The organism is Aquamicrobium aerolatum DSM 21857 (genome assembly GCF_900113935.1).
Taxonomy (GTDB): Bacteria; Pseudomonadota; Alphaproteobacteria; order Rhizobiales; family Rhizobiaceae; genus Aerobium; species Aerobium aerolatum.
The window spans coordinates 117,051-140,716 of the sequence record NZ_FORF01000004.1 but is presented as its reverse complement, the minus strand read 5'-3'; the positions used below and the strand labels follow the sequence as shown (position 1 = coordinate 140,716).

General features: G+C 61.4%; 26 protein-coding genes and 1 other RNA gene. 14 read left to right on the top strand and 13 right to left on the bottom strand.

The window, feature by feature from the left end:
- Positions 1–96: 96 nt before the first annotated feature.
- The gene (locus tag BMZ42_RS17735; RefSeq protein ID WP_139207849.1) at positions 97–414 is read left to right on the top strand and encodes a hypothetical protein; all 318 of its coding nucleotides are present in this window, start codon (positions 97–99) and stop codon (positions 412–414) included.
- Between the two features lie 6 nt (positions 415–420).
- Here the strand turns inward: BMZ42_RS17735 and BMZ42_RS04855 are convergent, their stop codons facing one another.
- Positions 421–1,164 carry a sulfite exporter TauE/SafE family protein gene (locus BMZ42_RS04855; protein ID WP_091519300.1) on the bottom strand — a complete coding sequence of 248 codons (744 nt, stop codon included), beginning with the start codon at positions 1,162–1,164 and terminating at the stop codon, positions 421–423.
- A 199-nt stretch (positions 1,165–1,363) separates the two neighbouring features.
- On the opposite strand from BMZ42_RS04855, the gene BMZ42_RS04850 reads away from it, so the two are divergent.
- The 5 genes from BMZ42_RS04850 to BMZ42_RS04830 all read left to right on the top strand — a co-directional run bounded on the left by BMZ42_RS04850 (position 1,364) and on the right by BMZ42_RS04830 (position 4,461).
- Positions 1,364–1,759: a hypothetical protein gene (locus tag BMZ42_RS04850; RefSeq protein WP_139207848.1), complete on the top strand. Its 396-nt coding sequence runs from the start codon at positions 1,364–1,366 to the stop codon at positions 1,757–1,759.
- A gap of 68 nt (positions 1,760–1,827) precedes the next feature.
- Positions 1,828–2,391 carry a copper chaperone PCu(A)C gene (locus tag BMZ42_RS04845; RefSeq protein ID WP_091519296.1) on the top strand — a complete coding sequence of 188 codons (564 nt, stop codon included), beginning with the start codon at positions 1,828–1,830 and terminating at the stop codon, positions 2,389–2,391.
- Complete coding sequence (locus tag BMZ42_RS04840; protein WP_342028907.1) at positions 2,333–3,010, top strand: SCO family protein; 678 nt, start codon at positions 2,333–2,335, stop codon at positions 3,008–3,010. The genes BMZ42_RS04845 and BMZ42_RS04840 overlap by 59 nt, the downstream gene beginning before the upstream one ends.
- A 50-nt stretch (positions 3,011–3,060) precedes the next feature.
- Positions 3,061–3,438, top strand: a transfer-messenger RNA (tmRNA) gene (gene ssrA / locus BMZ42_RS04835).
- 147 nt (positions 3,439–3,585) lie between these two features.
- The gene (locus BMZ42_RS04830; RefSeq protein WP_091519293.1) at positions 3,586–4,461 is read left to right on the top strand and encodes a bile acid:sodium symporter family protein; all 876 of its coding nucleotides are present in this window, start codon (positions 3,586–3,588) and stop codon (positions 4,459–4,461) included.
- Between the two features lie 116 nt (positions 4,462–4,577).
- On the opposite strand, the gene glcF is transcribed toward BMZ42_RS04830, so the two are convergent.
- Genes glcF through BMZ42_RS04815 form a run of 3 tightly spaced genes read right to left on the bottom strand, consistent with a single transcriptional unit; the run spans position 4,578 to position 8,604 of the window.
- Positions 4,578–5,903 (bottom strand): glycolate oxidase subunit GlcF, encoded by a 1,326-nt coding sequence (glcF, locus tag BMZ42_RS04825; RefSeq protein WP_091519292.1) that lies wholly within the window; start codon positions 5,901–5,903, stop codon positions 4,578–4,580.
- Positions 5,903–7,108: a glycolate oxidase subunit GlcE gene (gene glcE, locus BMZ42_RS04820; protein ID WP_091519289.1), complete on the bottom strand. Its 1,206-nt coding sequence runs from the start codon at positions 7,106–7,108 to the stop codon at positions 5,903–5,905. The genes glcF and glcE overlap by 1 nt, the downstream gene beginning before the upstream one ends.
- On the bottom strand, positions 7,108–8,604 hold the full coding sequence (locus tag BMZ42_RS04815) for an FAD-linked oxidase C-terminal domain-containing protein (RefSeq protein WP_091519287.1): 1,497 nt from the start codon (positions 8,602–8,604) through the stop codon (positions 7,108–7,110). The genes glcE and BMZ42_RS04815 overlap by 1 nt, the downstream gene beginning before the upstream one ends.
- Positions 8,605–8,768: 164 nt before the next feature.
- On the opposite strand from BMZ42_RS04815, the gene BMZ42_RS04810 reads away from it, so the two are divergent.
- The 3 genes from BMZ42_RS04810 to BMZ42_RS04800 are packed head-to-tail and all read left to right on the top strand — an operon-like array spanning position 8,769 to position 11,468.
- Positions 8,769–9,563 (top strand): FCD domain-containing protein, encoded by a 795-nt coding sequence (locus tag BMZ42_RS04810; RefSeq protein ID WP_091519284.1) that lies wholly within the window; start codon positions 8,769–8,771, stop codon positions 9,561–9,563.
- Positions 9,564–9,567: 4 nt separating this feature from the next.
- Positions 9,568–10,713, top strand: a complete 1,146-nt coding sequence (locus BMZ42_RS04805) for an alpha-hydroxy acid oxidase (RefSeq protein ID WP_091519282.1) — start codon at positions 9,568–9,570, stop codon at positions 10,711–10,713.
- Complete coding sequence (locus tag BMZ42_RS04800) at positions 10,710–11,468, top strand: metallophosphoesterase family protein (RefSeq protein ID WP_091519279.1); 759 nt, start codon at positions 10,710–10,712, stop codon at positions 11,466–11,468. The genes BMZ42_RS04805 and BMZ42_RS04800 overlap by 4 nt, the downstream gene beginning before the upstream one ends.
- A 65-nt stretch (positions 11,469–11,533) precedes the next feature.
- On the opposite strand, the gene BMZ42_RS18380 is transcribed toward BMZ42_RS04800, so the two are convergent.
- Positions 11,534–11,668 carry a hypothetical protein gene (locus BMZ42_RS18380; RefSeq protein ID WP_091519277.1) on the bottom strand — a complete coding sequence of 45 codons (135 nt, stop codon included), beginning with the start codon at positions 11,666–11,668 and terminating at the stop codon, positions 11,534–11,536.
- Between the two features lie 307 nt (positions 11,669–11,975).
- Between BMZ42_RS18380 and hisS the strand changes: the two genes are divergently transcribed.
- The 3 genes from hisS to hisG are packed head-to-tail and all read left to right on the top strand — an operon-like array spanning position 11,976 to position 15,228.
- Positions 11,976–13,424, top strand: a complete 1,449-nt coding sequence (gene hisS / locus BMZ42_RS04790; RefSeq protein ID WP_091519275.1) for a histidine--tRNA ligase — start codon at positions 11,976–11,978, stop codon at positions 13,422–13,424.
- On the top strand, positions 13,421–14,539 hold the full coding sequence (locus BMZ42_RS04785) for an ATP phosphoribosyltransferase regulatory subunit (protein ID WP_091519273.1): 1,119 nt from the start codon (positions 13,421–13,423) through the stop codon (positions 14,537–14,539). The genes hisS and BMZ42_RS04785 overlap by 4 nt, the downstream gene beginning before the upstream one ends.
- A complete protein-coding gene (gene hisG, locus BMZ42_RS04780; protein ID WP_091519271.1) occupies positions 14,536–15,228 on the top strand; it encodes an ATP phosphoribosyltransferase in 693 nt (230 codons plus the stop codon). The genes BMZ42_RS04785 and hisG overlap by 4 nt, the downstream gene beginning before the upstream one ends.
- Before the next feature lie 110 nt (positions 15,229–15,338).
- Here the strand turns inward: hisG and BMZ42_RS04775 are convergent, their stop codons facing one another.
- The 3 genes from BMZ42_RS04775 to BMZ42_RS04765 all read right to left on the bottom strand — a co-directional run bounded on the left by BMZ42_RS04775 (position 15,339) and on the right by BMZ42_RS04765 (position 17,739).
- Complete coding sequence (locus BMZ42_RS04775) at positions 15,339–15,716, bottom strand: DoxX family protein (RefSeq protein WP_091519268.1); 378 nt, start codon at positions 15,714–15,716, stop codon at positions 15,339–15,341.
- Positions 15,717–15,842: 126 nt separating this feature from the next.
- A complete protein-coding gene (fumC, locus tag BMZ42_RS04770) occupies positions 15,843–17,234 on the bottom strand; it encodes a class II fumarate hydratase (RefSeq protein ID WP_091519265.1) in 1,392 nt (463 codons plus the stop codon).
- Between the two features lie 67 nt (positions 17,235–17,301).
- A complete protein-coding gene (locus BMZ42_RS04765; protein ID WP_210185202.1) occupies positions 17,302–17,739 on the bottom strand; it encodes a YqaA family protein in 438 nt (145 codons plus the stop codon).
- A 160-nt stretch (positions 17,740–17,899) separates the two neighbouring features.
- Between BMZ42_RS04765 and BMZ42_RS04760 the strand changes: the two genes are divergently transcribed.
- The gene (locus BMZ42_RS04760; RefSeq protein ID WP_091519262.1) at positions 17,900–18,676 is read left to right on the top strand and encodes a bestrophin-like domain; all 777 of its coding nucleotides are present in this window, start codon (positions 17,900–17,902) and stop codon (positions 18,674–18,676) included.
- An 80-nt stretch (positions 18,677–18,756) separates the two neighbouring features.
- On the opposite strand, the gene BMZ42_RS04755 is transcribed toward BMZ42_RS04760, so the two are convergent.
- From BMZ42_RS04755 to BMZ42_RS04735, 5 genes are all read right to left on the bottom strand, one after another.
- A complete protein-coding gene (locus tag BMZ42_RS04755) occupies positions 18,757–18,936 on the bottom strand; it encodes a CsbD family protein (protein WP_091519259.1) in 180 nt (59 codons plus the stop codon).
- A gap of 84 nt (positions 18,937–19,020) precedes the next feature.
- Complete coding sequence (locus BMZ42_RS04750) at positions 19,021–19,800, bottom strand: sulfite exporter TauE/SafE family protein (protein ID WP_091519257.1); 780 nt, start codon at positions 19,798–19,800, stop codon at positions 19,021–19,023.
- Positions 19,801–20,016: 216 nt separating this feature from the next.
- A complete protein-coding gene (gene groL, locus BMZ42_RS04745) occupies positions 20,017–21,660 on the bottom strand; it encodes a chaperonin GroEL (RefSeq protein ID WP_091519255.1) in 1,644 nt (547 codons plus the stop codon).
- A 72-nt stretch (positions 21,661–21,732) separates the two neighbouring features.
- Positions 21,733–22,029, bottom strand: a complete 297-nt coding sequence (groES, locus tag BMZ42_RS04740) for a co-chaperone GroES (protein ID WP_091519253.1) — start codon at positions 22,027–22,029, stop codon at positions 21,733–21,735.
- A 173-nt stretch (positions 22,030–22,202) separates the two neighbouring features.
- Positions 22,203–22,910 (bottom strand): type 1 glutamine amidotransferase, encoded by a 708-nt coding sequence (locus BMZ42_RS04735; RefSeq protein WP_091519251.1) that lies wholly within the window; start codon positions 22,908–22,910, stop codon positions 22,203–22,205.
- 80 nt (positions 22,911–22,990) lie between these two features.
- On the opposite strand from BMZ42_RS04735, the gene BMZ42_RS04730 reads away from it, so the two are divergent.
- The gene (locus tag BMZ42_RS04730) at positions 22,991–23,632 is read left to right on the top strand and encodes a hypothetical protein (protein ID WP_091519248.1); all 642 of its coding nucleotides are present in this window, start codon (positions 22,991–22,993) and stop codon (positions 23,630–23,632) included.
- Positions 23,633–23,666: the final 34 nt, after the last annotated feature.

The window sequence follows — 23,666 nt, the reverse complement described above, 5'->3', positions numbered from 1 at the left end:
CAAAACCAGTGGCAGCGCCAAAAGTGTCAAAAGTGCTTGCAGGAGGGTTGATCCCGCCAACACCCCCTGCTCTGTCTGCCGGAACGCCCCGATCTCGTGACGCGCACCGAAACGCAGCATGTATTGGGACCAGCCCATAAGTGTCAGGGCGAACAAGATCTCCTGTACCGCGACGACGAGCGTCAGCCGACCGATCTCACCGAGAGGCAGGAGCCGTGCCCAGAGCAGAAGAGCAAAGAGCTGCATGGCCAGCGCAACGACCTGAGCAGGAAAATACCGCCATATCTGCTGCAACGGCGCGAGCATATCCGCTCCCTGCAAATCGAGGAATTAACCCTGCATTGTCACCCAGCTATAACTTTCACAATCCGCTCAAATATTCAAAGCATATCTCAAGATTTTACCTTGAGATAGACATCATTAAAACAGTCGCAGGAAGAAAATCAGGCTCATCAATGCGCCAACAACTATGACGGTCCCACGCACGACCCTCTGCGGGAGGGCGCGGGCGAGTGGCGCACCAACATAGCCGCCGATGGTGGCAGCCACCATCATCACAACCGCCTGCGGCCAAGCCACAATCCCAGCGAAGGCAAAGGTAGCAACCGAAATTGCCGAAAGGATCAACGACAGGAAGTTCTTCAGCGCGTTCATCTCGTTCATGTCGCGCATGCCCCACAGGGAGAACAGCGCCAGCAGAACGATCCCGAGCCCCCCGTTGAAGTAGCCGCCATAGACCGAAACCAGCAATGTGCTGACGGCACCGTCCGGTCGAGCGGCTGCATGGCGGCTTGCCCAGGCTTGAATCTTCGCCCCGTAGGCAAATGCAAGCGTCGCGGCGGCAAGCAGGAACGGAACCACGAACGAAAACGCCTCATTGGATGAGACCAACAGCAGCAACGAGCCAATCAAGCCGCCGATCGCGGTGAAGCCGACGATACGCACGAGCCGTTTGCGGTCAAATGCAGCAATTTCCTTACGAAAACCGAGCGCGCCGCCAAAATATCCGGGGAAGACAGCGACAGTACTCGTGGCGTTGGCTGCCACTACCGGCACTCCGGTAAACACCAGTGCCGGGAAGGTCAGGAACGTGCCACCGCCCGCTACAGTATTAAGAACACCGGCAAAGAAAGCCGCGATCGACAATAGCGCAAATTCCCACACGGCTTCATCCTCCAGACAGGCAACACATTCACGTCACGGCAGCAGTTAGCGAAACTACCGACGATAAGCCAGCCTTTGCGAAAGAGATTGTGAGCCAAAGGAGAACGCGTCAAAAACGCGCAGAACCGTGGGATACGCGCCATCTGTATTCTCACAATCAAGATGCGCTGATAGGTAAGGCGTATTGGAGGCTGTCGTCTTGCGTGCATTCAGACTGAAAACATGGACCATGGGGATCGCGTTCATCGCGTCCTACATGCTCGTGCTTCAGGTGCTGGTCGGCGCATTTGCAATGGGTGCGGCAACGGCATCGCCGATGCTTGACATTTTCGGCAATCCCCTCTGCATCACCTCTTCCTCGTCTTCCGAATCCGACGGCGATCGCTCAACCCATACCGCGCTTCCCGATTGCTGCACGGTTGCGTGCAGCATGTTTGCGCCAGCGACTGCCCAGGATGGAAACCCCGCGAACTGGTTGTCCAACCCGCTGGTTATCGAAACAACTCGCGTGAGCACTCCGGCGGATTCACTGCCACCTTCTTCCCCACTTGACGTTGGTCCGGGAAGTCCGCGCGCACCTCCTGCAACTGTGTGAACCAGATCAAATTCACATCAGTTTAGGCCGTCTGCATGGATGCAGTTCGGCACTGCAAGGAGACTACCATGTCCAAGTTTGTTTCGTTCGCTCTCGGAAACTCGCTGTCCGCCATTCGCATGCTTGCCGCCGCTGGCGCATTGTCGCTGCTGGCCACCGCCCAGCCAGCAATGGCTCACGACTACAAGATCGCCGAACTGAAGATCGACCATCCCTGGTCGCGCGAGACGCCGCAGGGTGCAAAGGTGGCCGCTGGCTACCTCAAGATCACCAATAATGGCAGCGAAGCTGACCGCCTCGTCAGCGTTACCGGCGAGATCAGCAAGCGTGGCGAGATTCATGAGATGCTCGTCGACGACAAGGGCGTCATGACCATGCGGCCGCTGGCCGATGGACTGGAAATCCCAGCCGGTGGCGTCGTGGAACTCAAGCCAAGCTCGTACCACGTCATGTTCATGGACCTCACCGACTCAAAGAAGAAAGGTGAGCGCTTTGCCGGCACGCTGACCTTCGAAAAGGCCGGAACCGTGGACGTCGAATTCGCTGTGGACGCTATCGGCGGCGCAAGCGAGCATGACCATGATCATGATCATGGCGACGACCACAGCGGGCACGACAACCATGGCGGATGACGGACGCTTGCGCCGGTTGCGGCGGAGCATCCAGCTTCTCGGCGCACTCGCCGTGGTACTGGTTGGGGCGACAGGATGGCTGATCCTGCGCCCCGGCGGCCCGCTGGTCGACGCGCAACAGGGCGCCACCGTGCAGATTGGCGCTCCCTTCGAACTGGTGTCGCATACGGGCGAGACGTTCAGCGACCGCGACCTGGCCGGCAAGCCCTATACGGTGTTCTTCGGCTTTACGCATTGCCCTGAAGTCTGCCCGACAACGCTGTGGGAGATGTCGTCAGCGCTGGATCAGCTGGGTGACGAGGCCGCCAACATGCAGGTGCTGTTCGTTACCGTCGACCCGGAACGCGATACGCCGCAGGTGCTTGCCTCCTATCTGCAATCGTTCGACGACAGGATCATCGGCCTTACCGGTACTTTGGAAGACGTCAGCGCCATGGCAAGCTCTTACCGCGCCTACTGGCGCAAGGTGCCGACCGACGACGGTGACTACACGATGGACCACACGGCATCCGTCTATCTGATGGACGCCAATGGCGACTTCTTCGGAACCGTCGCCTATGAGGAACCAGCCGACGCACGCATGGGCAAGCTGCGTCGGTTGATTGCGACCGGCAGCTGAACCAACCAAACGATACCCGCCGTGCATGCACCCGGCGGGTATCGCGAATTCTGCTTGAATTCTCGCCCCACCGCCTCTATCTCAGGGATGCCGTCCTTGTGGCGGCTAAGGTGCTAAACCGGCTGTGCAATAGACGAACCGGACGCGGTTTCGAAACCGCCACCTCCACCAGGAGTCCATGGGCTCAAGAGCCAGACTGGCTCGGCATGGGTTGCTGATGGGGGTGAAATGGGATTGACGGGCGTTGAAAGACAGTTCGCTGTACTCGGCATTGTACCACCGTTATCGGGCTAAACTTGTAGTTGCAAACGACAACTATGCGGAAGCACGTCTCGCTGCTTAATGCGGTGCGATAGCTTCAAATTAAGTCCTAGTGGTTCGCACTTCTAGGCGGGGTTCGGAGGTACCTGGCAACAGAAACCTCCACTTTCCCTTTGAAATACTGAACAATCCTAGCTTTTTATTGTGCGAAGCGTTGCGCCACACCGATTGCGTCCTATGATGACGTATGTCGTTGGAGGACGATTCACTGTGAATTGGGGTCGGTACTGCCGCCCCGCTTTCGGGGGGAAAGCATGGACAGCCTCATCACAATATTCCTGCCGCTGGCGCTGGCGATCATCATGTTCTCGCTGGGGCTTGGCCTGACACTCGACGATTTTCGGCGTGTCGCGGCACGGCCCAAGACCTTTGCCATCGGCGCGGGGGCGCAGCTGATCCTGATCCCGGCGGTCGCCTATATTCTGGTGCTTCTGTTCCGGCTGCCGCCCGAACTGGCAGTCGGCATGATGATCCTTGCCTTGTGCCCGGGCGGCGTCACCGCCAATTTGCTGACCAAGCTTGCAGGCGGCGAAGTCGCCTTGTCGATTTCGCTGACCGGCATCATCAGTCTGGTCGCAGTGTTCAGCGTCCCGGTGCTGACCGCCTTCTTCGCCAGCCATTTCATGGGGCTCGACGCGCCGGCCATCAACGTCACGTCGCTGGGCGTGTCGATGTTCCTGATCACGCTGGTTCCGGTCGCCATCGGCATTGCCATTCGCAAGATGGCGGAAGGCTTCGCGTTGAAACTCGACGCCATCGTGTCGAAACTGGCGGTGGTGCTGTTTGTCGTGGTGGTGGTCGGCGCGCTGGCCGCCAACTGGCGCACCTTCATGGACAATCTCGCCGTCCTCGCACCCGCTTTGATACTCCTCAACATCATCCTGCTGGGGGCTGGCATCTTCTTTGGCCGGGTGTTTGGGCTCACGCTTCCGGAAGCCAAGGCAATCTCGATCGAGACCGGTGTCCAGAACGCCACGCTCGGCATCACCGTCGGCTCGCTGATCGTGGAACAGGCCAGCGCCCTGCCGCCATTCAGCCTGCCCTCTGCAGTCTACGGCATCACCATGTATCTGGTGTCGATCCCGTTTGTGTTCTGGCTGCGGGGGAGACGAGTGGAAGCGATGCAGTAGGGATGTAGGGGAATAGGGTTTTAGGGGAAGAAGGGAGTAGGGGAATAAGAGAAGGCAGTAGGCGTCGATTCACGCTGCCTTGGTTTTCTTCCCATACTCCCTTATTCCCTTCTTCCCTATTGCCTATTGCCCACTGCCGCATTCCCCATTCCTTCCGGCCTCTTCCCCCCATACGCCCAGTCGAGCAACCGCACCGTGTGAACGATAGGCAGCGCCGTGCCGGAGGCGATCTGGGTGATGCAGCCGATATTGCCGGTCGCGATGAGGGCAGCACCGGTGGCTTCGATGTTCTTAACCTTACGGGCTTTCAGCGTTTGCGAAATTTCAGGCTGAAGAATGTTGTAGGTTCCAGCTGAACCGCAGCACAGATGGCCCTCGCGCGGCTCTCTGACGATGAAGCCGGCGCGGGTGAGCAGGTCTTTCGGCTGGCGCACGATCTTCTGGCCGTGCTGCATCGAACAGGCGGAATGATAGGCGACGGTGAGGCCGGTTTTGAGCGTCGGTTGCGGCAGGTCGAGCGTGGCGAGATATTCGGTAACGTCCTTGGCCAGCGCCGAGACGCGGGCGGCTTTTTCGGCGTACGCCGGGTCGAGCCGCAGCATGAAGCCGTAATCCTTGATCGTGGTGCCGCAGCCCGACGCTGTGATGATGATGGCGTCGAGACCGCCATCCTCAATCGCGCGCGTCCACACGTCGACATTGCGCCGGGCGGCCTCCAGCGCTGCCGCCTCGCGGCCCATGTGATGCACCAGCGCGCCGCAGCATCCCTCGCCCGCCGGAACCACGATTTCGACGCCGAGCCGGGTCAGCAGCGACACCGTCGCTTCGTTGATGGCGGGGTCGAGCACCGACTGGGCGCAGCCAGTGAGGAGCGCGACGCGGCCGATCTTCGCGCCGATCGCGGGGTGGGTGGCAGGCTGGGACACCGACGATGCGGCAGGCAGCGTCGGCGGTGCAAGCCGCAACATCGCCGCGACAGGTTTCAACGGTTTGATGTTGTCGAACAGGTCGATGAACGGACGGCCGAGCGGGGCAAGCTTCAACGCCGCGCGAAACCGCGCCGGATAGGGCAGCACCGCGGCGAGCACCTTCCGGATCAGCCGGTCGATCAGCGGCCGCTTGTAGGTTTTCTCGATGTGGGCGCGAGCGTGGTCGACCAGGTGCATATAATTGACGCCCGACGGACAGGTGGTCATGCAGGCGAGACACGACAGGCAGCGGTCGATATGGGTGACGACCTGCTCATCGGCGGCGCGGCCGTTTTCGAGCATGTCCTTGATGAGATAGATGCGCCCACGCGGGGAGTCGAGCTCGTTGCCGAGCGTGACATAAGTCGGGCAGGTCGCGGTGCAGAAGCCGCAATGCACGCATTTACGCAGGATCGATTCCGACTCCGCGATGTGCGGATCGGCCAGCTGGGCGAGCGAAAAATTGGTCTGCATCAGATGCCCATCCTGCCCGGATTGAGGATCGCCCTAGAGTCGAACTGGTCTTTGAGGCGTGCCGAAAGGGCCGCGAGTGCGGGCGGTTGCGGCTGGAACACCGGGATCGCGGAGCGCCACGGCGCCGGGGCGCGGATCAGCGTGGCGTGGCCGCCGCCATATTGGGCGATCAGGGCGCGCAAGAGATCGGCTTCGGGGTCGGCTTCCATGCGCAGCCAGATCAGGCCGCCCTGCCAGTCGTAGAACGCGTCGACCGCGGTCTGCATCCGCAGCGCCATCACCATGTGGTGGCCCTGCGACGGGGCCATCGAGACGCGCCAGACGGCACGCGGCGTGCCATCGGCGAAGGGCTGGCAGTCGCGCACTTCGCGCCAGAGCTGACGCGATTGCGCGTCGTCCAGCCGCTCATGCGAGCCGTGGCCTTGCAGCAAGGCGGAAAGACGGTCGAAACGATAGGCGACGGAGGGGCCGAAACCTTCGAGCCGCAGCAAGGTCGAGCCCTTGCCGCGCAATGCGCCGTCGAGCACGCGGCCGGTGACGGATTCGGGCAGGTGGGCGGCACTCGCGACCTCGGCGCTGGAGCCCATGGCGAGCGCCATCGCGTGCGCCGCGTCTTCTTCGGTGAGGCCGCGCAACACCAGCGTCGCCTCGGTGGCAGCGCGGGGCAAGACCTTGAAGGTGACGTCGGTGACGACAGCAAGCGTCCCCCAGGAGCCTGCCATCGCTTTCGACAGGTCATAACCGGTGACGTTTTTCACCACGCGGCCGCCGGATTTGAACGAAGCGCCGCGCCCGGAGACGGCGTGGATGCCCAAAATATGGTCGCGCGCGGCCCCAGCCTTGACCCGGCGCGGGCCCGCAAGATTGGTCGCCAGCGCGCCGCCGATGGTGCCGCGACCGGGCTCTTGCCCAAGCAGCGGACCGTAGTCCATCGGCTCGAAGGCAAATTCCTGATTGTTCTGTGCCAGCAGCTTTTCGAGCTCGGCGAGCGGAGTGCCGGCGCGGGCGGACAGCACCAGCTCCTCCGGCTCGTAAAGGGTGACGCCGGTCAGTTGCGACAGATCGAGCGTGTGTTCGACCCGCAACGGGCGGCCGATGGCGCGCTTGGAACCATGGCCGACGACCTCCAGCGGCGTCTCTTCGGCGGCGGCCCAGCTGACGGTTTCCAGCACCTGCTCCGGTGTCGAGGGGGTGAAAGTCGTCATCAGAACCTCGGAATATCCGGGAACGCCACCTGCCCGCGATGGACGTGCATGCGGCCCATTTCGGCGCAGCGGTGCAGCTGCGGGAAGACTTTTCCCGGATTGAACAAATGGTCGGGGTCGAAGGCGCATTTGACGCGGATCTGCTGGTTCAGATCCTCTTCGGTAAACATTTCCGGCATCAGATCGCGTTTTTCGACGCCGACGCCGTGTTCGCCGGTGAGGACGCCGCCGACCTTGACGCAGAGGCGTAAGATATCGGCGCCAAAGGCTTCGGCGCGGGCGAGTTCGTCATCCTTGTTGGCGTCGTAGAGGATCAGCGGATGCAGATTGCCGTCGCCGGCGTGGAAGACGTTGGCGACACGCAGGCCATATTTTTCCGACAATTCGCGCATGCCGGCCAGCACTTTCGGCAGTTCCTTGCGCGGAATGGTGCCGTCCATGCACAGATAATCCGGCGAGATGCGCCCGACCGCCGGGAATGCCGCCTTGCGCCCGGCCCAGAAATTCATCCGCTCGGCCTCTGAGGTCGAAATCTGGCAGGTGGTGGAGCCGTTCCGTTTAGCGATGGCTTCGACCTCGCCGATGAGGTGGTCGACTTCGGCGGCGGGGCCGTCCAGCTCGACGATCAGCAGCGCCTCGACGTCGAGCGGATAGCCGGCCTGGACGAAATCTTCCGCCGCGTGGATGGCGGGACGGTCCATCATCTCCATGCCACCGGGGATGATGCCCGCGCCGATGATGTCGGCGACGCACTGGCCCGCCTCTTCGCTCGACGCGAAGCCGAGCAGCACGGCGCGTGCGGTTTCTGGCTTTTTGAGGATGCGCACGGTGACTTCGGTGACAACACCGAGCAGCCCTTCCGAACCGGTCATCAGCCCGAGCAGATCATAGCCTTCGGCGTCGAGATGCTTGCCGCCGAGGCGCACTACTTCGCCCGAGATCAGCACCATTTCGATGCCGAGCACATTGCTGGCCGTGAGGCCATATTTGAGCGAGTGCACGCCGCCGGAATTTTCGGCGATGTTGCCGCCGATGGAACAGGCGATCTGGGACGACGGGTCGGGGGCGTAGTAGAAACCGTCCTGCTCGACCGCGTGGGTGATGCCGAGATTGGTGACGCCCGGCTGGGCGGTGACAGTGCGGTTGGCGTAATCGATGTCGAGGATACGGTTGAAGCGGCTCATCACTAGGAGCACGGCGTCGGCCAGCGGCAGTGCGCCGCCGGACAGCGAGGTGCCGGCGCCACGCGGCACCACCTTGATGTTGCGCTCGCCGCAATATTTGAGGATGCGCGACACCTGCGTCACGGTTTCCGGCAGCACCACCACCATCGGCAACTGGCGATAGGCCGTCAGCCCGTCGGTTTCGAACACCCGCATCGCGTTTTCGGCGTCAACGACCCCCTCGCCCGGCACGATGATGCGCATGTCGGCGACGATTTCGGCGCGGCGCGCCAGCGTCGCGGCATCGGGCAATGGCATTTTCAGGCCGGACATGGCTTCCTCCAAACTGGTAAAATCATTTTACCGGCCATTCCCCGAGGCTGCAATCTGAAATCGTCAAAGCTCGTCACACAACCGATTCCGCCGTTGATCGGATAATAAAATTGACCACTCTGCCGCAAGGCCGATATATCTGCGCCAACAGACGGACGGAACAAGTGACCGAGATCTTCGCACCTATCGCACATTCGCGCACCGCCGACGATGTTGTCGAGCAGGTCGAGATGCTGATTCTGGAAGGCGTTGTGCGCCCCGGCGACCGTCTGCCGGGCGAGCGTGAGCTGGCGCGGCAGTTCGATGTGTCGCGGCCGATCGTGCGCGATGCGCTGAAGGATCTGGAAGGGCGCGGCCTCGTCGTGACACGGCCGGGCGGCGGCAGCCATGTCGCCGACGTGATCGGCGAGGTGTTTGCCGCGCCGGTGATGGATCTGATGGCGCAGAACCGCAAGGCGGCGGCGGATTATCTAGAATATCGGCGCGAGGTCGAAGGCATCGCCGCCGAATTTGCCGCCCGCCGCGCCACCGCCGACGACCGCGCACTTTTAGCCGATATCATCAGGCGCATGGAAGACGCCCATGCGCGCGACGATTTTGCTGCGGAAGTCGCCATCGACGTCGAGTTCCACAATGCGGTCGGCGAATGTGCCCACAATATCGTGCTTTTGCACACGCTGCGCTCGTGTTACCGGCTGCTGGAGGACGGGGTCTTCCTGAGCCGCACGTTGATCTATCGCACCCACGCCGCGGAGGACGAATTGCTCGGACAGCATCGCGCCATCTACGACGCCATCGTCGCCGGCGATGCCGAGGCGGCACGCAAGGCGGCACGCGCGCATATCGACTTTGTCGAACAGGCAATGACCAACGCCGAACGCAGCGGCGAATGGCAGCGCATCTCGCAATTACGGCTGCGGCAACGCAGCCTTGGCCGCGACCGAAGCACAGCAGGATAGGCTCATGCAACATCTTCTCGCTATTGCCGACCTCAAGGAACGTGCCCGTCGCAAGGTGCCGAAGATGTTCTTCGACTACGCCGATTCCGGCGCGTGGACGGAGAGCACCTACCGCGCCAACGAGGAAGATTTTCACAAGATCAAATTGCGCCAGCGCGTGCTGGTCGACATGACCAACCGCTCGCTGACCTCGACCATGATCGGCGAGAAGGTGTCGATGCCGGTCGCGCTTGCGCCGACGGGGCTGACCGGAATGCAGCATGCCGATGGCGAGATGCTGGCGGCGCAGGCAGCGGAAGAATTCGGGGTTCCGTTCACGCTGTCGACGATGAGCATCTGCTCGATCGAGGATGTCGCCTCGGTGACGACGAAGCCGTTCTGGTTTCAGCTTTACGTGATGCGCGACCGTGATTTCGTCAAGAATCTCATCGACCGCGCACGGGCAGCGAAGTGCTCGGCGCTGGTGCTGACAGCGGACCTGCAAATTCTCGGCCAGCGCCACAAGGATCTGCGCAACGGCCTGTCGACGCCGCCGAAATTCACGCCGAACCATATCTGGCAGATGGCGACGCGGCCAGGCTGGTGCGTCGGGATGCTCGGCACGCAACGCCGCACATTCCGCAACATTGCCGGACACGCCAAAAACGTCACCGATCTGTCGTCGCTGGCGTCGTGGACGGCCGAGCAGTTCGACCCGCAGCTGTCGTGGAACGACGTCGCGTGGATCAAGGAGTATTGGGGCGGCAAGCTGATCATCAAGGGTATTCTCGACGCTGAAGACGCGAAGATGGCAGCCGCCACCGGGGCCGATGCGATTATCGTGTCCAACCATGGCGGGCGGCAACTCGACGGCGCACCGTCTTCGATCTCGGTGCTGCCGGAGGTCGTCGATGCGGTCGGCGACAGGATCGAAGTGCATGTCGATGGCGGCATCCGCTCTGGCCAGGACGTACTCAAGGCACTGTGTCTGGGGGCGAAAGGCACATTCATCGGGCGGCCGTTCCTTTACGGGCTGGGCGCTGGCGGCAAGGCGGGCGTGACCCGCGCGCTGGAGATCATCCGCAAGGAACTCGACACCACGCTGGCGCTGTGCGGCAAGCGCAACATTGCCGACGCCGGGCCGGAACTGCTCTACAACAAAGCGTCGTGACCACGGGCGGGATCAGCATCAGCGACGCCGCAACGCCAGACGGCATACGGCTTTACGCCATCGGCGACGTGCATGGGCGCTTCGACCTGTTGCAACAGATGCACCGGCTGATCGCCGCCGAGATCTTGCGCGATCAGCCGCGGGACTGGCGCGTGATTCATCTGGGCGACTATGTCGACCGGGGACCGCAATCAGCACAGGTGCTGGACTGCCTCACCAAGCTTGTCGCCCGTGATCCGCGCTATATTGCGCTGATGGGCAACCACGATGAGGGCATGCTGGAATTTCTCACCGACCCGACGGCAGAGGGCGCGCGGATTTTCCTCAATTTTGGCGGGGTCGAAACGGCGCAATCCTATGGCGTCGCGCTCGATGAAACGAGCCGCGCGCAATTGCTGGAAAGCCACCGGCTACTCCTGTCGGCACTGCCTGACAAGCACATGACGCTGTTGCGCAATTTGCCGCGCGCGGTGACGTTCGGTGATTTCTTTTTCTGCCATGCCGGCGTGCGCCCCGGCGTTGCGCTCGAGGCGCAAGATCCGCACGATTTGATCTGGATCCGGCGCGCGTTTCTCGATCATACCGGGCTGCTTGAAAAGGTCATCGTGCATGGCCACACCCCGCACGACGCGCCGCAACTCCTGCCCAACCGCGTCAATGTCGACACGAAGGCGTTCGCAACCGGGCGGCTGACAGCGCTTGTGCTGGACGGGCGGGAGAAGCGTTTTTTGGTGAGCGAGGGGGCAAGAGCATAGGCAGTTGGCAAGAGGCAGCGGCTTTCGACTTATTGCCTATTGCCAGCCGCCCTTTTCAGACTTGCTCAGCGCGCCGTGACGCCGTAGCCGTCAATGGCAGCGTGGTCGCCAGCAGCGTCGGCGGTGTAGACGCCTGCGCCCCACATGGCGATACCGGTCAACATGAATGCGGAGAGGAAGAGAGCTTTCACAGGCGACATCTCGGTTGGAATCCCACCGTTATTACGATCACAAAGTTACCAGCAGGTTTCTGCTTCAACTGTGCGACAATGTGTGAATAGAAGTGATCTGGCGTCGAAAAGTTCCGCGTCCGTCACCTTCGAAGCGGTCTGATAGGCTTGTGTCGGCCAAAACGCCAGTAGCGTTGCCGCGCATCCACACGGTTTCGCAACAGCGGTGCGAAAATGCAACGCTTGCCGGGCTTTGCCTTGCCGCGCCCCCCCTTATCGGCTAGGAAACCCGCGCGCCCAGAAGGGCTTTTTCTCACATAGACGGACGGATACGATCATGGCTGACAAGGCGGACAAGATGAAAGCGCGGCTCCCACGCGGGTTCGTCGATCGCCATGCGGACGACATTCGCGCCGTCAAGAAAATGACTGACGAAATCGTCAAGGTCTACGAGCTCTATGGCTTTGAGCCGGTCGAGCAGCCGCTGATCGAATATACCGACGCGCTCGGCAAGTTCCTGCCCGATCAGGACCGCCCCAACGAAGGCGTGTTCTCGTTTCAGGACGACGACGAGCAATGGCTGTCGCTGCGCTACGACCTGACCGCGCCGCTGGCGCGCTTCGTGGCGGAAAACTTTGAAGCGATCCCCAAGCCGTTCCGCTCCTATCGTTCGGGCTGGGTGTTCCGCAATGAAAAGCCGGGACCGGGCCGCTTCCGCCAGTTCATGCAGTTTGACGCCGATATCGTCGGCACGCCGGGCGTCGCCGCCGACGCCGAAATGGCGATGATGATGGCTGACACGCTGGAAGCCGTCGGCATCAAGCGTGGCGACTACGTCATCCGCGTCAACAACCGCAAGGTGCTGGACGGCGTGCTCGAGGCGATTGGCCTCGGCGGTGCCGACAATGCTGGCCGCCGCCTGACCGTGCTGCGCGCCATCGACAAGCTCGACAAGTTCGGACCGGAAGGCGTGCGCCTTTTGCTGGGCGAAGGCCGCAAGGACGAAAGCGGCGATTTCACCAAGGGCGCGGGGCTGGATGAAGCCGGTATCGCGACGGTGCTGGCCTATATTGAAACCGGCGACGTCGCCGGCAATGAAGGCGTCGAAGAACTGAAGCAGATCGCCGCGCTGGTGGCGGCTGCCGGTTACGATGACGGGCGCATCAAGATCGATCCGTCGGTTGTGCGCGGGCTCGAATATTACACCGGTCCGGTCTACGAAGCCGAGCTGCTGTTCGAGGTGCCCAACGACAAGGGCGAGATCGTGCGGTTCGGCTCGGTTGCCGGTGGCGGACGCTATGACGGGCTGGTGTCGCGCTTCCGCGGCGAGCCGGTTCCCGCGACGGGCTTCTCCATCGGTGTCTCGCGCCTGACATCGGCGCTGAAAAACCTTGGCATGCTGGACAGCTCCGACGTGATCGCGCCAGTCGTCGTGTTGGTCATGGACAAGGACACCGAAAGCCTCGGTCGCTATCAGCAGATGGTGTCGTCGCTGCGCCAGGCCGGCATCCGCGCCGAAATGTACCTCGGCGGCTCCGGCATGAAGGCGCAGATGAAATATGCCGACCGGCGCGGTGCGCCATGCGTGGTGATCCAGGGTGGCGACGAACGCGCCAATGGCGAAGTCCAGATCAAGGATCTGATCGCTGGCGCGAAGGCGGCCGCGGCGATTACCGACAATACCGAATGGCGCGAAAGCCGTCCGGCACAGGTGTCGGTGAAAGAGGCTGATCTGGTCGCAACCGTGCAAGGCATTCTCGACGCGCAGAAGGCGGATCGGGGATGAGTTCGCGTCTGCCGGCTTTTGCCGCTGACATTCGCGCGGTATTTGCCGAGCGTGATGTCAACATGACCGAGATCGACGTGCTGCAACCGGCCGATCCGTTTCTGGATATGGCCGGCGAAGATTTGCGCCGACGGATTTTCCTGACCGAAAGCGAGACCGGCGCTGCGCTGTGCCTGCGGCCGGAATTCACCATTCCGGTCTGCCTTGACCATATCGCCAGCCAGGCCGGAACGCCGCGCCGCTATGCCTATCTCGGCGAAGTGTTTCGCCAGCGCCGCGACGGCGGGGCGGAATTCTTTCAAGCCGGAATCGAAGACCTTGGCGAGACCGATATCGCCGCTGCCGATGCACGCTCGGTTGCGGACGCCCATGCCCTGCTGACGCGGGTTCTGCCAGACGTGACACTGACGGCGACGCTCGGCGACCAGCGGCTGTTTGAGGCGGTGCTGGCGGCGCTTGGCCTGCCGCGCGGCTGGCGCACGCGCCTCGCACGCGCGTTCGGCTCGGCGGCGCAATTGGCGACCGCGCTGGACGACCTTTCCAATCCAAGCCGTTCAGCGTCCTATGCTGAACCGGTGGCGTCGCTGATCTTCGATGGCGACGCACGCGGCCTTGCCGCCCATGTGCGCGCGCTGATGGAAGATGCAGGTCTGTCGGTGTCGGCAGGCCGTGCGCCTGACGAAATCGCCCAGCGGGTGATCGAAAAGGCGGAATTGCGCAGCGTGCGGCTGTCTTCGGACGCGCTCGACGCGCTGAGAGCCTACCTCTCGATCCGCACCGAACTGGAAGGCGCGTCGGAGGCACTGGCCGATTTCGAGCGTCAGGCCGGGCTATCGCTTGGGGCGGCGCTGGAGCTGTTTTCCGCGCGCGCCGACGCGGTGCTTGGTCATGGCTTGCCACGCGGTTGCGTCAAGTTCGATGCCGGGTTCGGGCGTCCGCTCGACTATTACACCGGGCTGGTGTTCGAGATTTCGGCCGAGGGCTCGCGCCCGCTGGTTGGCGGTGGTCGCTTCGACCGCCTGCTGACCTTGCTGGGAGCGCAGCAGCCAATCCCCGGCGTCGGGTTTTCGGTCTGGCTCGACCGGATTGAGGCACTGCGGGGAGACGCGGCATGACAATCACGCTCGCCCTCCCCTCCAAGGGTCGCCTCAAGGAAGAATCGCTGGCCGTGCTGACCAAGGCCGGCATGAAGGTGATGCCGCAGACCGACGAGCGCAGCTACCGGACGCGCGTCGACGGGCTCGATGTCGAAATCGCGTTTCTGTCGGCGTCCGAAATCGCGCGGGAGCTTGGCAACGGCACCGTCGATCTTGGCGTGACCGGTGAAGACCTCGTGCGCGAGACGATCCCCGACTGGGAAAAGCGTGCCGCCATCGGCGCACGGCTCGGCTTCGGGCGTGCCGATGTGGTGGTCGCGGTGCCGGAAGCCTGGCTCGACGTCGACACCATGGCCGATCTCGATGATGTCGCCGCCGAATTTCGCCAGCGCCATGGTCGACGCTTGCGGATCGCCACCAAATATTGGCGGCTGACGCAGCAGTTCTTTTCCAGCCAGCACGGCATTCAGGTCTACCGCATTGTCGAAAGCCTCGGCGCGACCGAAGGCGCACCGGCGGCAGGATCGGCCGATGTGATTGTCGACATCACCTCGACTGGCTCAACGCTGCGCGCCAACCACCTGAAGATCCTCGACGATGGCGTGATCCTGCAATCGCAGGCCTGCATGGTGCAGGCGCTGAAACCCCGCAGCACCGAAGATGACGCCACGTTGCAGGCGGTGCTGGCGGCAATCAACGGCAGGTAGTTTCGGTATGTCCCGCGGCTCGCTGCAATCATGCTAGCCTCGTAGAACGCAGATCCCAATAGAAAAAGGCCCGGATTGCTCCGGGCCTTTTTCTTGGGCAGGGAAAGATTTTAGCGCTTGTCGACCGACAGCGCGCCGGGACCAGCAACGGACAGCGCGAGGAAGCCGCCAGCAATCGCGACGTTCTTGAAGAAGTTGTTGAACTCGTTGGCATCGGCCCAATTCGTGTGGCCAAGAAGCGCCGAACCGATGGCAAACGCTGCAATCGCATATGCCGCATAGCGGGTCTTAAAGCCAACCAAGACAGCCAAACCGCCGAGAACCTTGATTGCAATCACAATCCAGGTGACCAGCATCGGCGCAGGAAGACCGATAGCTCCCATGTAACCGGCAAAGCCGCCGGGTGCGAACATCATCGGGATGCCTGAAGCAAGAAACAGGGCGACAAGAAAGATACGCGATACGAGAAGGGTAAGATCGTTAGACATTTGGGAAATCCTCTCCGGGGTGTTGACGAGGAAAATAACGCGATTTCGCACTGCAACAAGTCATAGCTTTTCGAACTCATTGTTCACTAAAATCGAACAGCTAGACAAATCACGTTCACGCAATTGTCATCCCGGTTTTGTCATCGCTTCGGGCCGCACGATGGCGTCGAACTCGTCGCTACTGACCAACCCGGTCGCCAGCGCTTCCTCGCGCAAGGTAGTGCCGTTCTTGTGCGCGGTTTTGGCGATCTTGGCGGCGTTGTCGTAACCGATCTTCGGCGCCAGCGCGGTGACCAGCATCAGCGAGCGGTCGAGCGCCGCCTTGATGTTGTCTTCGCGCGCGACGATGCCGACGACGCAATTGTCGGTGAACGACACCGACGCATCGGCCAGCAGCCGCACCGACTGAAGGAAATTGTAGGCCATCACCGGGTTGAACACGTTGAGTTCGAAATGTCCCTGGCTGCCGGCGAAGGTCAGCGCGGCATTGTTGCCGAACACCTGTACGCAGACCTGCGTCAGCGCCTCGCACTGGGTCGGGTTGACCTTGCCCGGCATGATCGACGAACCGGGTTCGTTTTCCGGCAGATTGAGTTCGCCGAGGCCCGAGCGGGGGCCGGAGCCAAGGAAACGGATGTCGTTGGCGATCTTGAACAGGGACGCGGCAACGGTGTTGATCGCGCCATGCGAGAACACCATCGCATCATGGGCAGCCAGCGCCTCGAACTTGTTGGGGGCCGAGGTAAACCCAAGGCCGGTGATGGCGGCGATCTTTTCGGCCACCTTCTCGGCAAAGCCGACCGGCGCGTTGAGGCCTGTGCCGACCGCCGTGCCGCCCTGCGCCAGCTGCATCAGTCCTGCCAGCGTCGATTCGATGCGGGCGATGCCGTTTTCGACCTGCTGGGCGTAGCCGGAAAACTCCTGGCCCAGCGTCAGCGGTGTCGCGTCCTGGGTGTGGGTGCGGCCGATCTTGATGATGTGGTCCCACGCCTTCGCCTTGGCGTCGAGCGCGGCATGAAGATGCCTGAGCGCCGGCAGCAGGCGGTGGACGATCTCCTCCGAACAGGCAACGTGCATCGCGGTCGGATAGGTGTCGTTGGACGACTGGCTCATGTTGACGTGGTCGTTGGGGTGGACCGGCGACTTCGAGCCCATCTGGCCGCCCAGCATCTCGATGGCGCGGTTGGAGATCACCTCATTGGCGTTCATGTTGGACTGGGTGCCGGAGCCGGTCTGCCAGACGACCAACGGGAAATGCGCGTCGAGCTTGCCGTCGATGACTTCCTGCGCCGCCTTGACGATGGCATCGCCGATTGCGGGATCGAGGCGGCCAAGCTGCATGTTGGTTTCGGCGCAGGCGCGCTTGACGATGCCCAGCGCACGCACGATCGGCAGTGGCTGTTTCTCCCAGCCGATCTTGAAATTGCCGAGCGAGCGCTGTGCCTGCGCGCCCCAATACCGGTCTGCATCGACCTCGATCGGGCCAAACGTGTCGATTTCTATACGGGTGGTGGTCATATCGGTCTCCATGAAAGGACCGCCTTGGCTTGCGCATCGTGGCTGGCGAGGTCGGCGCGCTGATGTGTCAAACCATCCCCATCAGCCAGATCAGCGTCGCATACCGCGCTGTCTTTGCAAATGCCACGACGCCTAAAAACAACCAGAACGGGGTGCGCAGAAAGCCGGCTATCACGGTCAAAGGGTCACCCACCACCGGCACCCAGGAAGCAAACAGGCTGGGCCAGCCGTAACGTCCGTACCACCGTTGTGCGCGCTCGATCTGCGCTTCACTGACCGGAAACCAGCGTCTGCCGGCATAGTGAGCCATGAAGCGTCCCATGAACCAGTTGACACAGGAACCAGCGACATTGGCAAAACTGGCGGTGGCAATGAGCAACCACGGCGGAGCAGTGTTTGCCAATTGCAACGCCACCAACACCGCCTCCGATGTGCCAGGCAGCAAGGTGGCCGACGTGAACGCCGAGATTGCAAGGGTAGCGAGAGCTGGAAATGCGTCTGGCACAATATTCCTTCAGCGTGAAAACGAATGAGATGGTCGCTCAACCTCCCGATAGCGCGACGAGCTACAGATTCTGTTAACTCAGAGCGTTCAGAATCCGCGCGCAACACGCAGAGCGGACCATCTCCGCTACTGCACTTGGCAAACAGGACGGGGCGCTCCTTTGAATTACATTATTTCGCTGTCTTTTTTCGGGGTGTTCGTCGCCGCGCTGATTTTTACCGTAGCCCTGACCGCATTCGCACTACTGACGCTGCGGATGTTTCACAGACGTCTCGCCAAGGAACCTCTCAGCATCCCGGTCCCGCCATTCATAGCCGCAATCGCGACCGCGTGGGCGCTGTCCATCGGGTTTGTCGCCGCCGACATCTGGACAATCAACGCAAAGGCCGAAAACGCGGCTGCTCAGGAGCGCTCGGCAATTGTACGACTGGCTGGCTCGTCCAGAGCAGGATCGCTGGACAAGCCACTGCTGAAGGAAGCCCTGCGCAACTATGCCGAGGCCAGCACCCGTTACGAATGGCAGGCTCGCTCAAACAGCGAACCTGCGCCCGAGGTTGAGGAAGCACTGCAGCGCATTCGAGAGATGATCACGGGCGACGAACTGGCTGACGTGGCGCCGGCATTGCTCGCCAAGGTGGTCAACGATTTTGATCAGTTGCAGGACTCCCGCGAACTGCGGTTGGGAATCGGAGCGCGATCCGTCAACAACTACCGATGGTACCTTGTATTCGCGCTGACGCTGCTAACACTTGTCTCCATCGCTGCAACGCATGCCGACCGCCCAGCTGCCGGTCGCAATGCCATCCTCATCTTCACCACGACAGCTGTGGTGTGCATCTGGATACTGGTCCTGCACGCGAACCCCTATCACGGGGTCGAAGGTATTGAGCCGGGCGAGGTGAATATCTTGCCGCAGGCCGTGGCCCTGGCCTCGTAGTTCCTGCGAAATAAACATCAAAGGAGCGGCCACAAACCACTCCCTTGATGTGTCGAACGACTATTTCGGGCAGCTGAAAACTACAGCGCCTTCTTGACCTTTTCCTTGGCGTCGCCGACGGCCTTCTGGACCTTTCCAGCAGCCTTTTCGACCTTGCCTTCTGCTTCGGTTTTCTTCGAACCGGTTACCTTTCCAGCAGCCTCTTTCACCGCGCCTTTTGCCTGTTTGGCAACGCCCTTGACCTGATCCTTGTTGACCATATGTCTGGTTCCTCTCTTAGAACCGCATGGTTGCGGCCTGCAACAACGGGCCAGCGAGAGATTGGTTGCGAGGTCAGCCGGGCCTCATCTGAACACGCCCATAAGATCCAGCGTTTGATAGGTCGCAAGACATACGATCAAGGTGCCGACGGCGCGTAGCAAGGTTCGCTCAGCCAGCGTCTTGACGATCAGACCCGCAAAAGGCGCTGCAACCAGCCCGCCAACGACCAGTCCGCCGACGGCAGCGACGTGATTTGTCAAATCCCCGGCGTCTTGCCAGTGCCCGGTTAGCAACGCGGTCAGAAACGCGATGGACACAGATGTCGTGATCAGAAATTCGGCGCTGTTGACGGTGCCGATGACGTAGCGGGGCGCGCCCCCGGCCCCCAGCAGGCCGGTCGTGACGATCGGCCCCCAACCGCCGCCACCTGCCGCATCAAGAAATCCGCCAGCCAGTCCAAGCGGGGCGACAACGCGCGGTGGAATGCTCGCACGGGGAATCTTGCGAAACGAACGCAGCAACAACCATGCGCCGACAAATGCGAGATAGGCGGTCACGAACGGCTTTACCACGTCGCCGTCGAACGATGTCAGCACATAGGCGCCCAGACACCCTCCGGCAACGCCGAAAGGCACCAGCCGCGCAAACAGCTTCCAGTCAATGTTCCGGTGATAGAGATGCGCCGACCCTGATGCCGCCGTGGTGAAGATTTCCGCGCCATGCACGGCAGCGGAAGCAGTCGCGGGTGGCACGCCGAATGCCAGCAAAGTTGTCGAGGAGATGACGCCGTAGGCCATTCCCAAAGCGCCGTCGACAGCCTGAGCCAGAAAGCCGACCAGCACGAAGAGAAGAAATTCCTCCATTCACCACCTCCACCTTCGTAGTTCGCCGGTCTTCTCGTCAGCGTCAGACTCACGAAAGAAGCCCATTGCGGCTCACCACAACAGGCCTCCTGAATCCATATATAGCACCCTTTGGCTGCGTGGCGCCTCTTTTGAAGCAAAAGATCGTACATGCTGGCCAAAGCAAAAGGGGCAGCATTGCTGCTGCCCCTTCGCAAATGGTGTCGGAACGGCTTCTTAGAAGTCCATGCCGCCCATACCGCCCATGCCACCGCCCGGCATTGCCGGCATTGCAGCGTCCTTCTTCGGAGCTTCTGCAATCATAGCTTCGGTGGTGACGAGCAGACCTGCAACCGAAGCTGCGTCCTGCAGAGCCGTACGAACGACCTTGGTCGGGTCGACGATGCCGTTGGCGATCATGTCGCCGAACTCGCCGGTCTGTGCATTGTAGCCGTAGGTCTTCGAGGCGTTCTCGAGGATCTTGCCAACGATGACCGATGCTTCGTCGCCAGCGTTCGTTGCGATCTGGCGAGCCGGAGCCTGCAGAGCGCGACGGACGATGTTGATGCCAGCTTCCTGGTCAGCGTTGATGCCCTTGGCGGTCAGGTTAGCCGAAGCGCGCAGGAGAGCCGTGCCACCGCCCGGAACGATGCCTTCTTCAACGGCAGCGCGGGTTGCGTTCAGAGCATCGTCAACGCGATCCTTCTTTTCCTTCACTTCAACTTCAGTTGCACCGCCAACGCGGATCACGGCAACGCCGCCAGCCAGCTTGGCAAGACGCTCCTGGAGCTTCTCACGGTCGTAGTCCGAAGTGGTCTCTTCGATCTGCTGCTTGATCTGGGCAACGCGGCCTTCGATCTCGGCCTTCTGGCCAGCGCCATCGACGATGGTGGTGTTCTCCTTGGAGATCTGCACCTTCTTAGCGCGGCCGAGCATGTCGAGGCCAACGTTCTCGAGCTTGATGCCGAGGTCTTCCGAGATCACCTGGCCACCGGTCAGGATCGCGATGTCTTCCAGCATTGCCTTGCGGCGATCGCCGAAGCCCGGAGCCTTGACGGCAGCAATCTTCAGGCCGCCACGCAGCTTGTTGACTACGAGCGTTGCAAGAGCTTCGCCTTCAACGTCTTCAGCGATGATGACGAGCGGCTTGGACGACTGAACGACAGCTTCCAGAACTGGCAGCATCGCCTGCAGGTTCGACAGCTTCTTCTCGTGGAGGAGAATGTAGGCGTCTTCCAGCTCGGCAACCATCTTGTCCGGGTTGGTGACGAAGTATGGCGACAGGTAGCCGCGGTCGAACTGCATGCCTTCGACGACTTCCAGCTCGGTCTCAGCGGTCTTGGCTTCCTCGACGGTGATGACACCCTCGTTGCCGACCTTCTGCATGGCGTGGGCGATCATCTCGCCGATTTCCTTCTCGCCGTTAGCCGAGATGGTGCCGACCTGTGCAACTTCTTCCGAAGTGTTGATCTTCTTCGTGGCAGCAACCAGCTGCGCGACAACGTCGGTAACAGCCAGGTCGATACCGCGCTTCAGGTCCATCGGGTTCATGCCAGCGGCAACGGCCTTGTGGCCTTCCTGAACGATTGCCTGAGCGAGAACGGTCGCGGTCGTGGTGCCGTCACCAGCGATGTCGTTGGTCTTCGAAGCAACTTCGCGGACCAGCTGGGCGCCCATGTTCTCGAACTTGTCTTCCAGCTCGATTTCCTTGGCAACCGACACACCGTCCTTGGTGATGCGTGGTGCGCCGAAGGACTTGTCGATGACGACGTTACGGCCCTTGGGGCCAAGCGTTACCTTGACAGCGTCGGCGAGAATGTTGACGCCGCGCAGCATGCGCTCGCGGGCATCACGGGAGAAACGTACTTCTTTAGCAGCCATGTTCAGCTCCTGTTTCGCGGCCGTTCAGATGAACCGGCCAGAATTTCAATGGGATTCGTGGATAGACCGGAATTAACCGATGATGCCCATGATGTCGGATTCCTTCATGATCAGAAGGTCTTCGCCATTGAGCTTCACTTCGGTGCCCGACCACTTGCCGAACAGAACGCGGTCGCCAGCCTTGACGTCCAGCGGGACCAGCTTGCCAGCTTCGTCGCGCGCGCCGGAGCCAACGGCGACAATTTCGCCTTCCTGTGGCTTTTCCTTCGCGGTGTCGGGGATGATGATGCCGCCAGCGGTCTTTGCCTCGGACTCAACCCGACGAACGACCACGCGGTCATGGAGCGGGCGGAAATTCGACTGTGCCATCTCTGTGATGTCCTCAATAGGATAGATTGAACATTCCCCCTACCAGTAAGGCGGGAGGTTCGTTAGCACTCCCATCAGGCGAGTGCTAACACGTCTTTGAGATAGTGAGTGCAAAACGACGAGTCAACATCCGCGATCGGAATTAAATGCCGCTCGGGAACAAGGCCGTGACGCTACGCTGACCGGATCGTTGCAACCCAGTTGCGCGCCATCTTCAGGCCGACTGCGTCCGCCGTCTCGGCATGTCGGGCAGCCTCTTGTGGATAGCGCTTTGGCCAGTCGGGTTGTGATCGCGCCAGCCATTCCGAAAACTCTTCATTCCATTGCTCAACGACCGGCACATTTGCCTCGAAATGGAACTGCACGCCGTAAGCTGCACGTCCCAGACGAAAAGCCTGATTATGAGTCGTGATATTACCCGCAAGCCGCGTCGCGCCTCGCGGGAGGATGAATGTGTCATCGTGCCAGTGAAAAATCGGAAACTCGCTCGGCACGCCCAGGAAAAGCGGATCGTCCCGGCCATCTTCGGTCAGGCTGACCTCGTGCCAGCCAAACTCAGATGCGCCGCCGATGATGTTTTCGGCATGATACGCACGGGCGAGCAACTGGCTGCCAAGGCAGATGCCCAGGACCGACCGGTCAGCGTCAGAAAATCCACGCATCAATTGCAGCAGCTTCGGAAAGTAGGGATGTGCGTCGTCAGCCAGTGCGTTCTGTCCGCCACCCAGCACAATCATCGCCGAGAAATCGCCAATCGTTTCGGGCAGCGCATCGCCGTGGTGCGGACGCAGGAACTCGACCTGTGCACCGGCTTCCTCCAGCGCTGTCGACAATTGTCCAAGTGGCGTACCATCAAAATTTTGAACGACAAGAACACGCATGATGAACTTCTGGCCCGACTAGTAGAAACGACGATGCCAGCGTTAGCATGACCGATCGAAATGAGCCAAGAGAAGCGGCCATGACATTGCAAAATCGGGTGGATCCGTTCGGTGCGATACACGCCGTGCCGGAACGAGGCGATCTGACCGGCAATCGCGGTGTTCTTCACGACCCGTCGACGAAAACCCTGCTGAACCGGCGATGGACGACGACCGCATGGATCATCTGTGCGCTTGCTCACCCGCGCGGCGTGAAGCGTGAAGTGATGGGCCGCAACGTGCGCTCCGGCAAGGCGGGCTGGACCGAACTCTTTTTCCTCGATGAGGTGACTGCCCTCGCAGCTGGGCATCGACCCTGCTTTTATTGTCGCCGTGCCGCAGCCATGCAGTTTCAGCACTGCTTTGCGGCCGGGAATGGCTACAGCCACATGACGGCGCCGCAAATGGACAGGCTTCTCCACACGCAACGCCTTGCAACATCCCGTCCAACACTCGGCGCCGACGCAATTCGCAACCTTCCATCCGCAACGATGATTGCGGCCCAGGGTCAGCCGCTGGCCATCTTTGGAACAAGAGCGCTGGTGTGGAGCTTCGACGGATATGCCGGCGAAACGCCCCTGCCCCTGGAAGCCAAATTGCTGACGCCACAGGCTAGCATTGCTGCCCTTCGAAACGGCTACACGCCCCTATGGCACGTCTCTGCGGATCGCCCCAGCACATGACATGAAATTAGGAACGGATCGGGCCACAAAGCGT

What these genes read in the sequence shown, in the direction of transcription:
- groES (WP_091519253.1), bottom strand. Translation starts at nt 22,029, where the DNA reads ATGGCACAGTCGAATTTCCGCCCGCTCCATGACCGCGTGGTCGTTCGT.
- BMZ42_RS04775 (WP_091519268.1), bottom strand. Translation starts at nt 15,716, where the DNA reads ATGTCTAACGATCTTACCCTTCTCGTATCGCGTATCTTTCTTGTCGCC.
- BMZ42_RS04730 (WP_091519248.1), top strand. Translation starts at nt 22,991, where the DNA reads ATGACATTGCAAAATCGGGTGGATCCGTTCGGTGCGATACACGCCGTG.
- hisG (WP_091519271.1), top strand. Translation starts at nt 14,536, where the DNA reads ATGACAATCACGCTCGCCCTCCCCTCCAAGGGTCGCCTCAAGGAAGAA.
- groL (WP_091519255.1), bottom strand. Translation starts at nt 21,660, where the DNA reads ATGGCTGCTAAAGAAGTACGTTTCTCCCGTGATGCCCGCGAGCGCATG.
- BMZ42_RS04805 (WP_091519282.1), top strand. Translation starts at nt 9,568, where the DNA reads ATGCAACATCTTCTCGCTATTGCCGACCTCAAGGAACGTGCCCGTCGC.
- BMZ42_RS04815 (WP_091519287.1), bottom strand. Translation starts at nt 8,604, where the DNA reads ATGTCCGGCCTGAAAATGCCATTGCCCGATGCCGCGACGCTGGCGCGC.
- BMZ42_RS04735 (WP_091519251.1), bottom strand. Translation starts at nt 22,910, where the DNA reads ATGCGTGTTCTTGTCGTTCAAAATTTTGATGGTACGCCACTTGGACAA.
- BMZ42_RS18380 (WP_091519277.1), bottom strand. Translation starts at nt 11,668, where the DNA reads ATGTCGCCTGTGAAAGCTCTCTTCCTCTCCGCATTCATGTTGACCGGT.
- BMZ42_RS04750 (WP_091519257.1), bottom strand. Translation starts at nt 19,800, where the DNA reads ATGGAGGAATTTCTTCTCTTCGTGCTGGTCGGCTTTCTGGCTCAGGCT.
- BMZ42_RS04845 (WP_091519296.1), top strand. Translation starts at nt 1,828, where the DNA reads ATGTCCAAGTTTGTTTCGTTCGCTCTCGGAAACTCGCTGTCCGCCATT.
- BMZ42_RS04755 (WP_091519259.1), bottom strand. Translation starts at nt 18,936, where the DNA reads ATGGTCAACAAGGATCAGGTCAAGGGCGTTGCCAAACAGGCAAAAGGC.
- fumC (WP_091519265.1), bottom strand. Translation starts at nt 17,234, where the DNA reads ATGACCACCACCCGTATAGAAATCGACACGTTTGGCCCGATCGAGGTC.
- glcE (WP_091519289.1), bottom strand. Translation starts at nt 7,108, where the DNA reads ATGACGACTTTCACCCCCTCGACACCGGAGCAGGTGCTGGAAACCGTC.
- hisS (WP_091519275.1), top strand. Translation starts at nt 11,976, where the DNA reads ATGGCTGACAAGGCGGACAAGATGAAAGCGCGGCTCCCACGCGGGTTC.
- BMZ42_RS04840 (WP_342028907.1), top strand. Translation starts at nt 2,333, where the DNA reads ATGACCATGATCATGATCATGGCGACGACCACAGCGGGCACGACAACC.
- BMZ42_RS04830 (WP_091519293.1), top strand. Translation starts at nt 3,586, where the DNA reads ATGGACAGCCTCATCACAATATTCCTGCCGCTGGCGCTGGCGATCATC.
- BMZ42_RS04785 (WP_091519273.1), top strand. Translation starts at nt 13,421, where the DNA reads ATGAGTTCGCGTCTGCCGGCTTTTGCCGCTGACATTCGCGCGGTATTT.
- glcF (WP_091519292.1), bottom strand. Translation starts at nt 5,903, where the DNA reads ATGCAGACCAATTTTTCGCTCGCCCAGCTGGCCGATCCGCACATCGCG.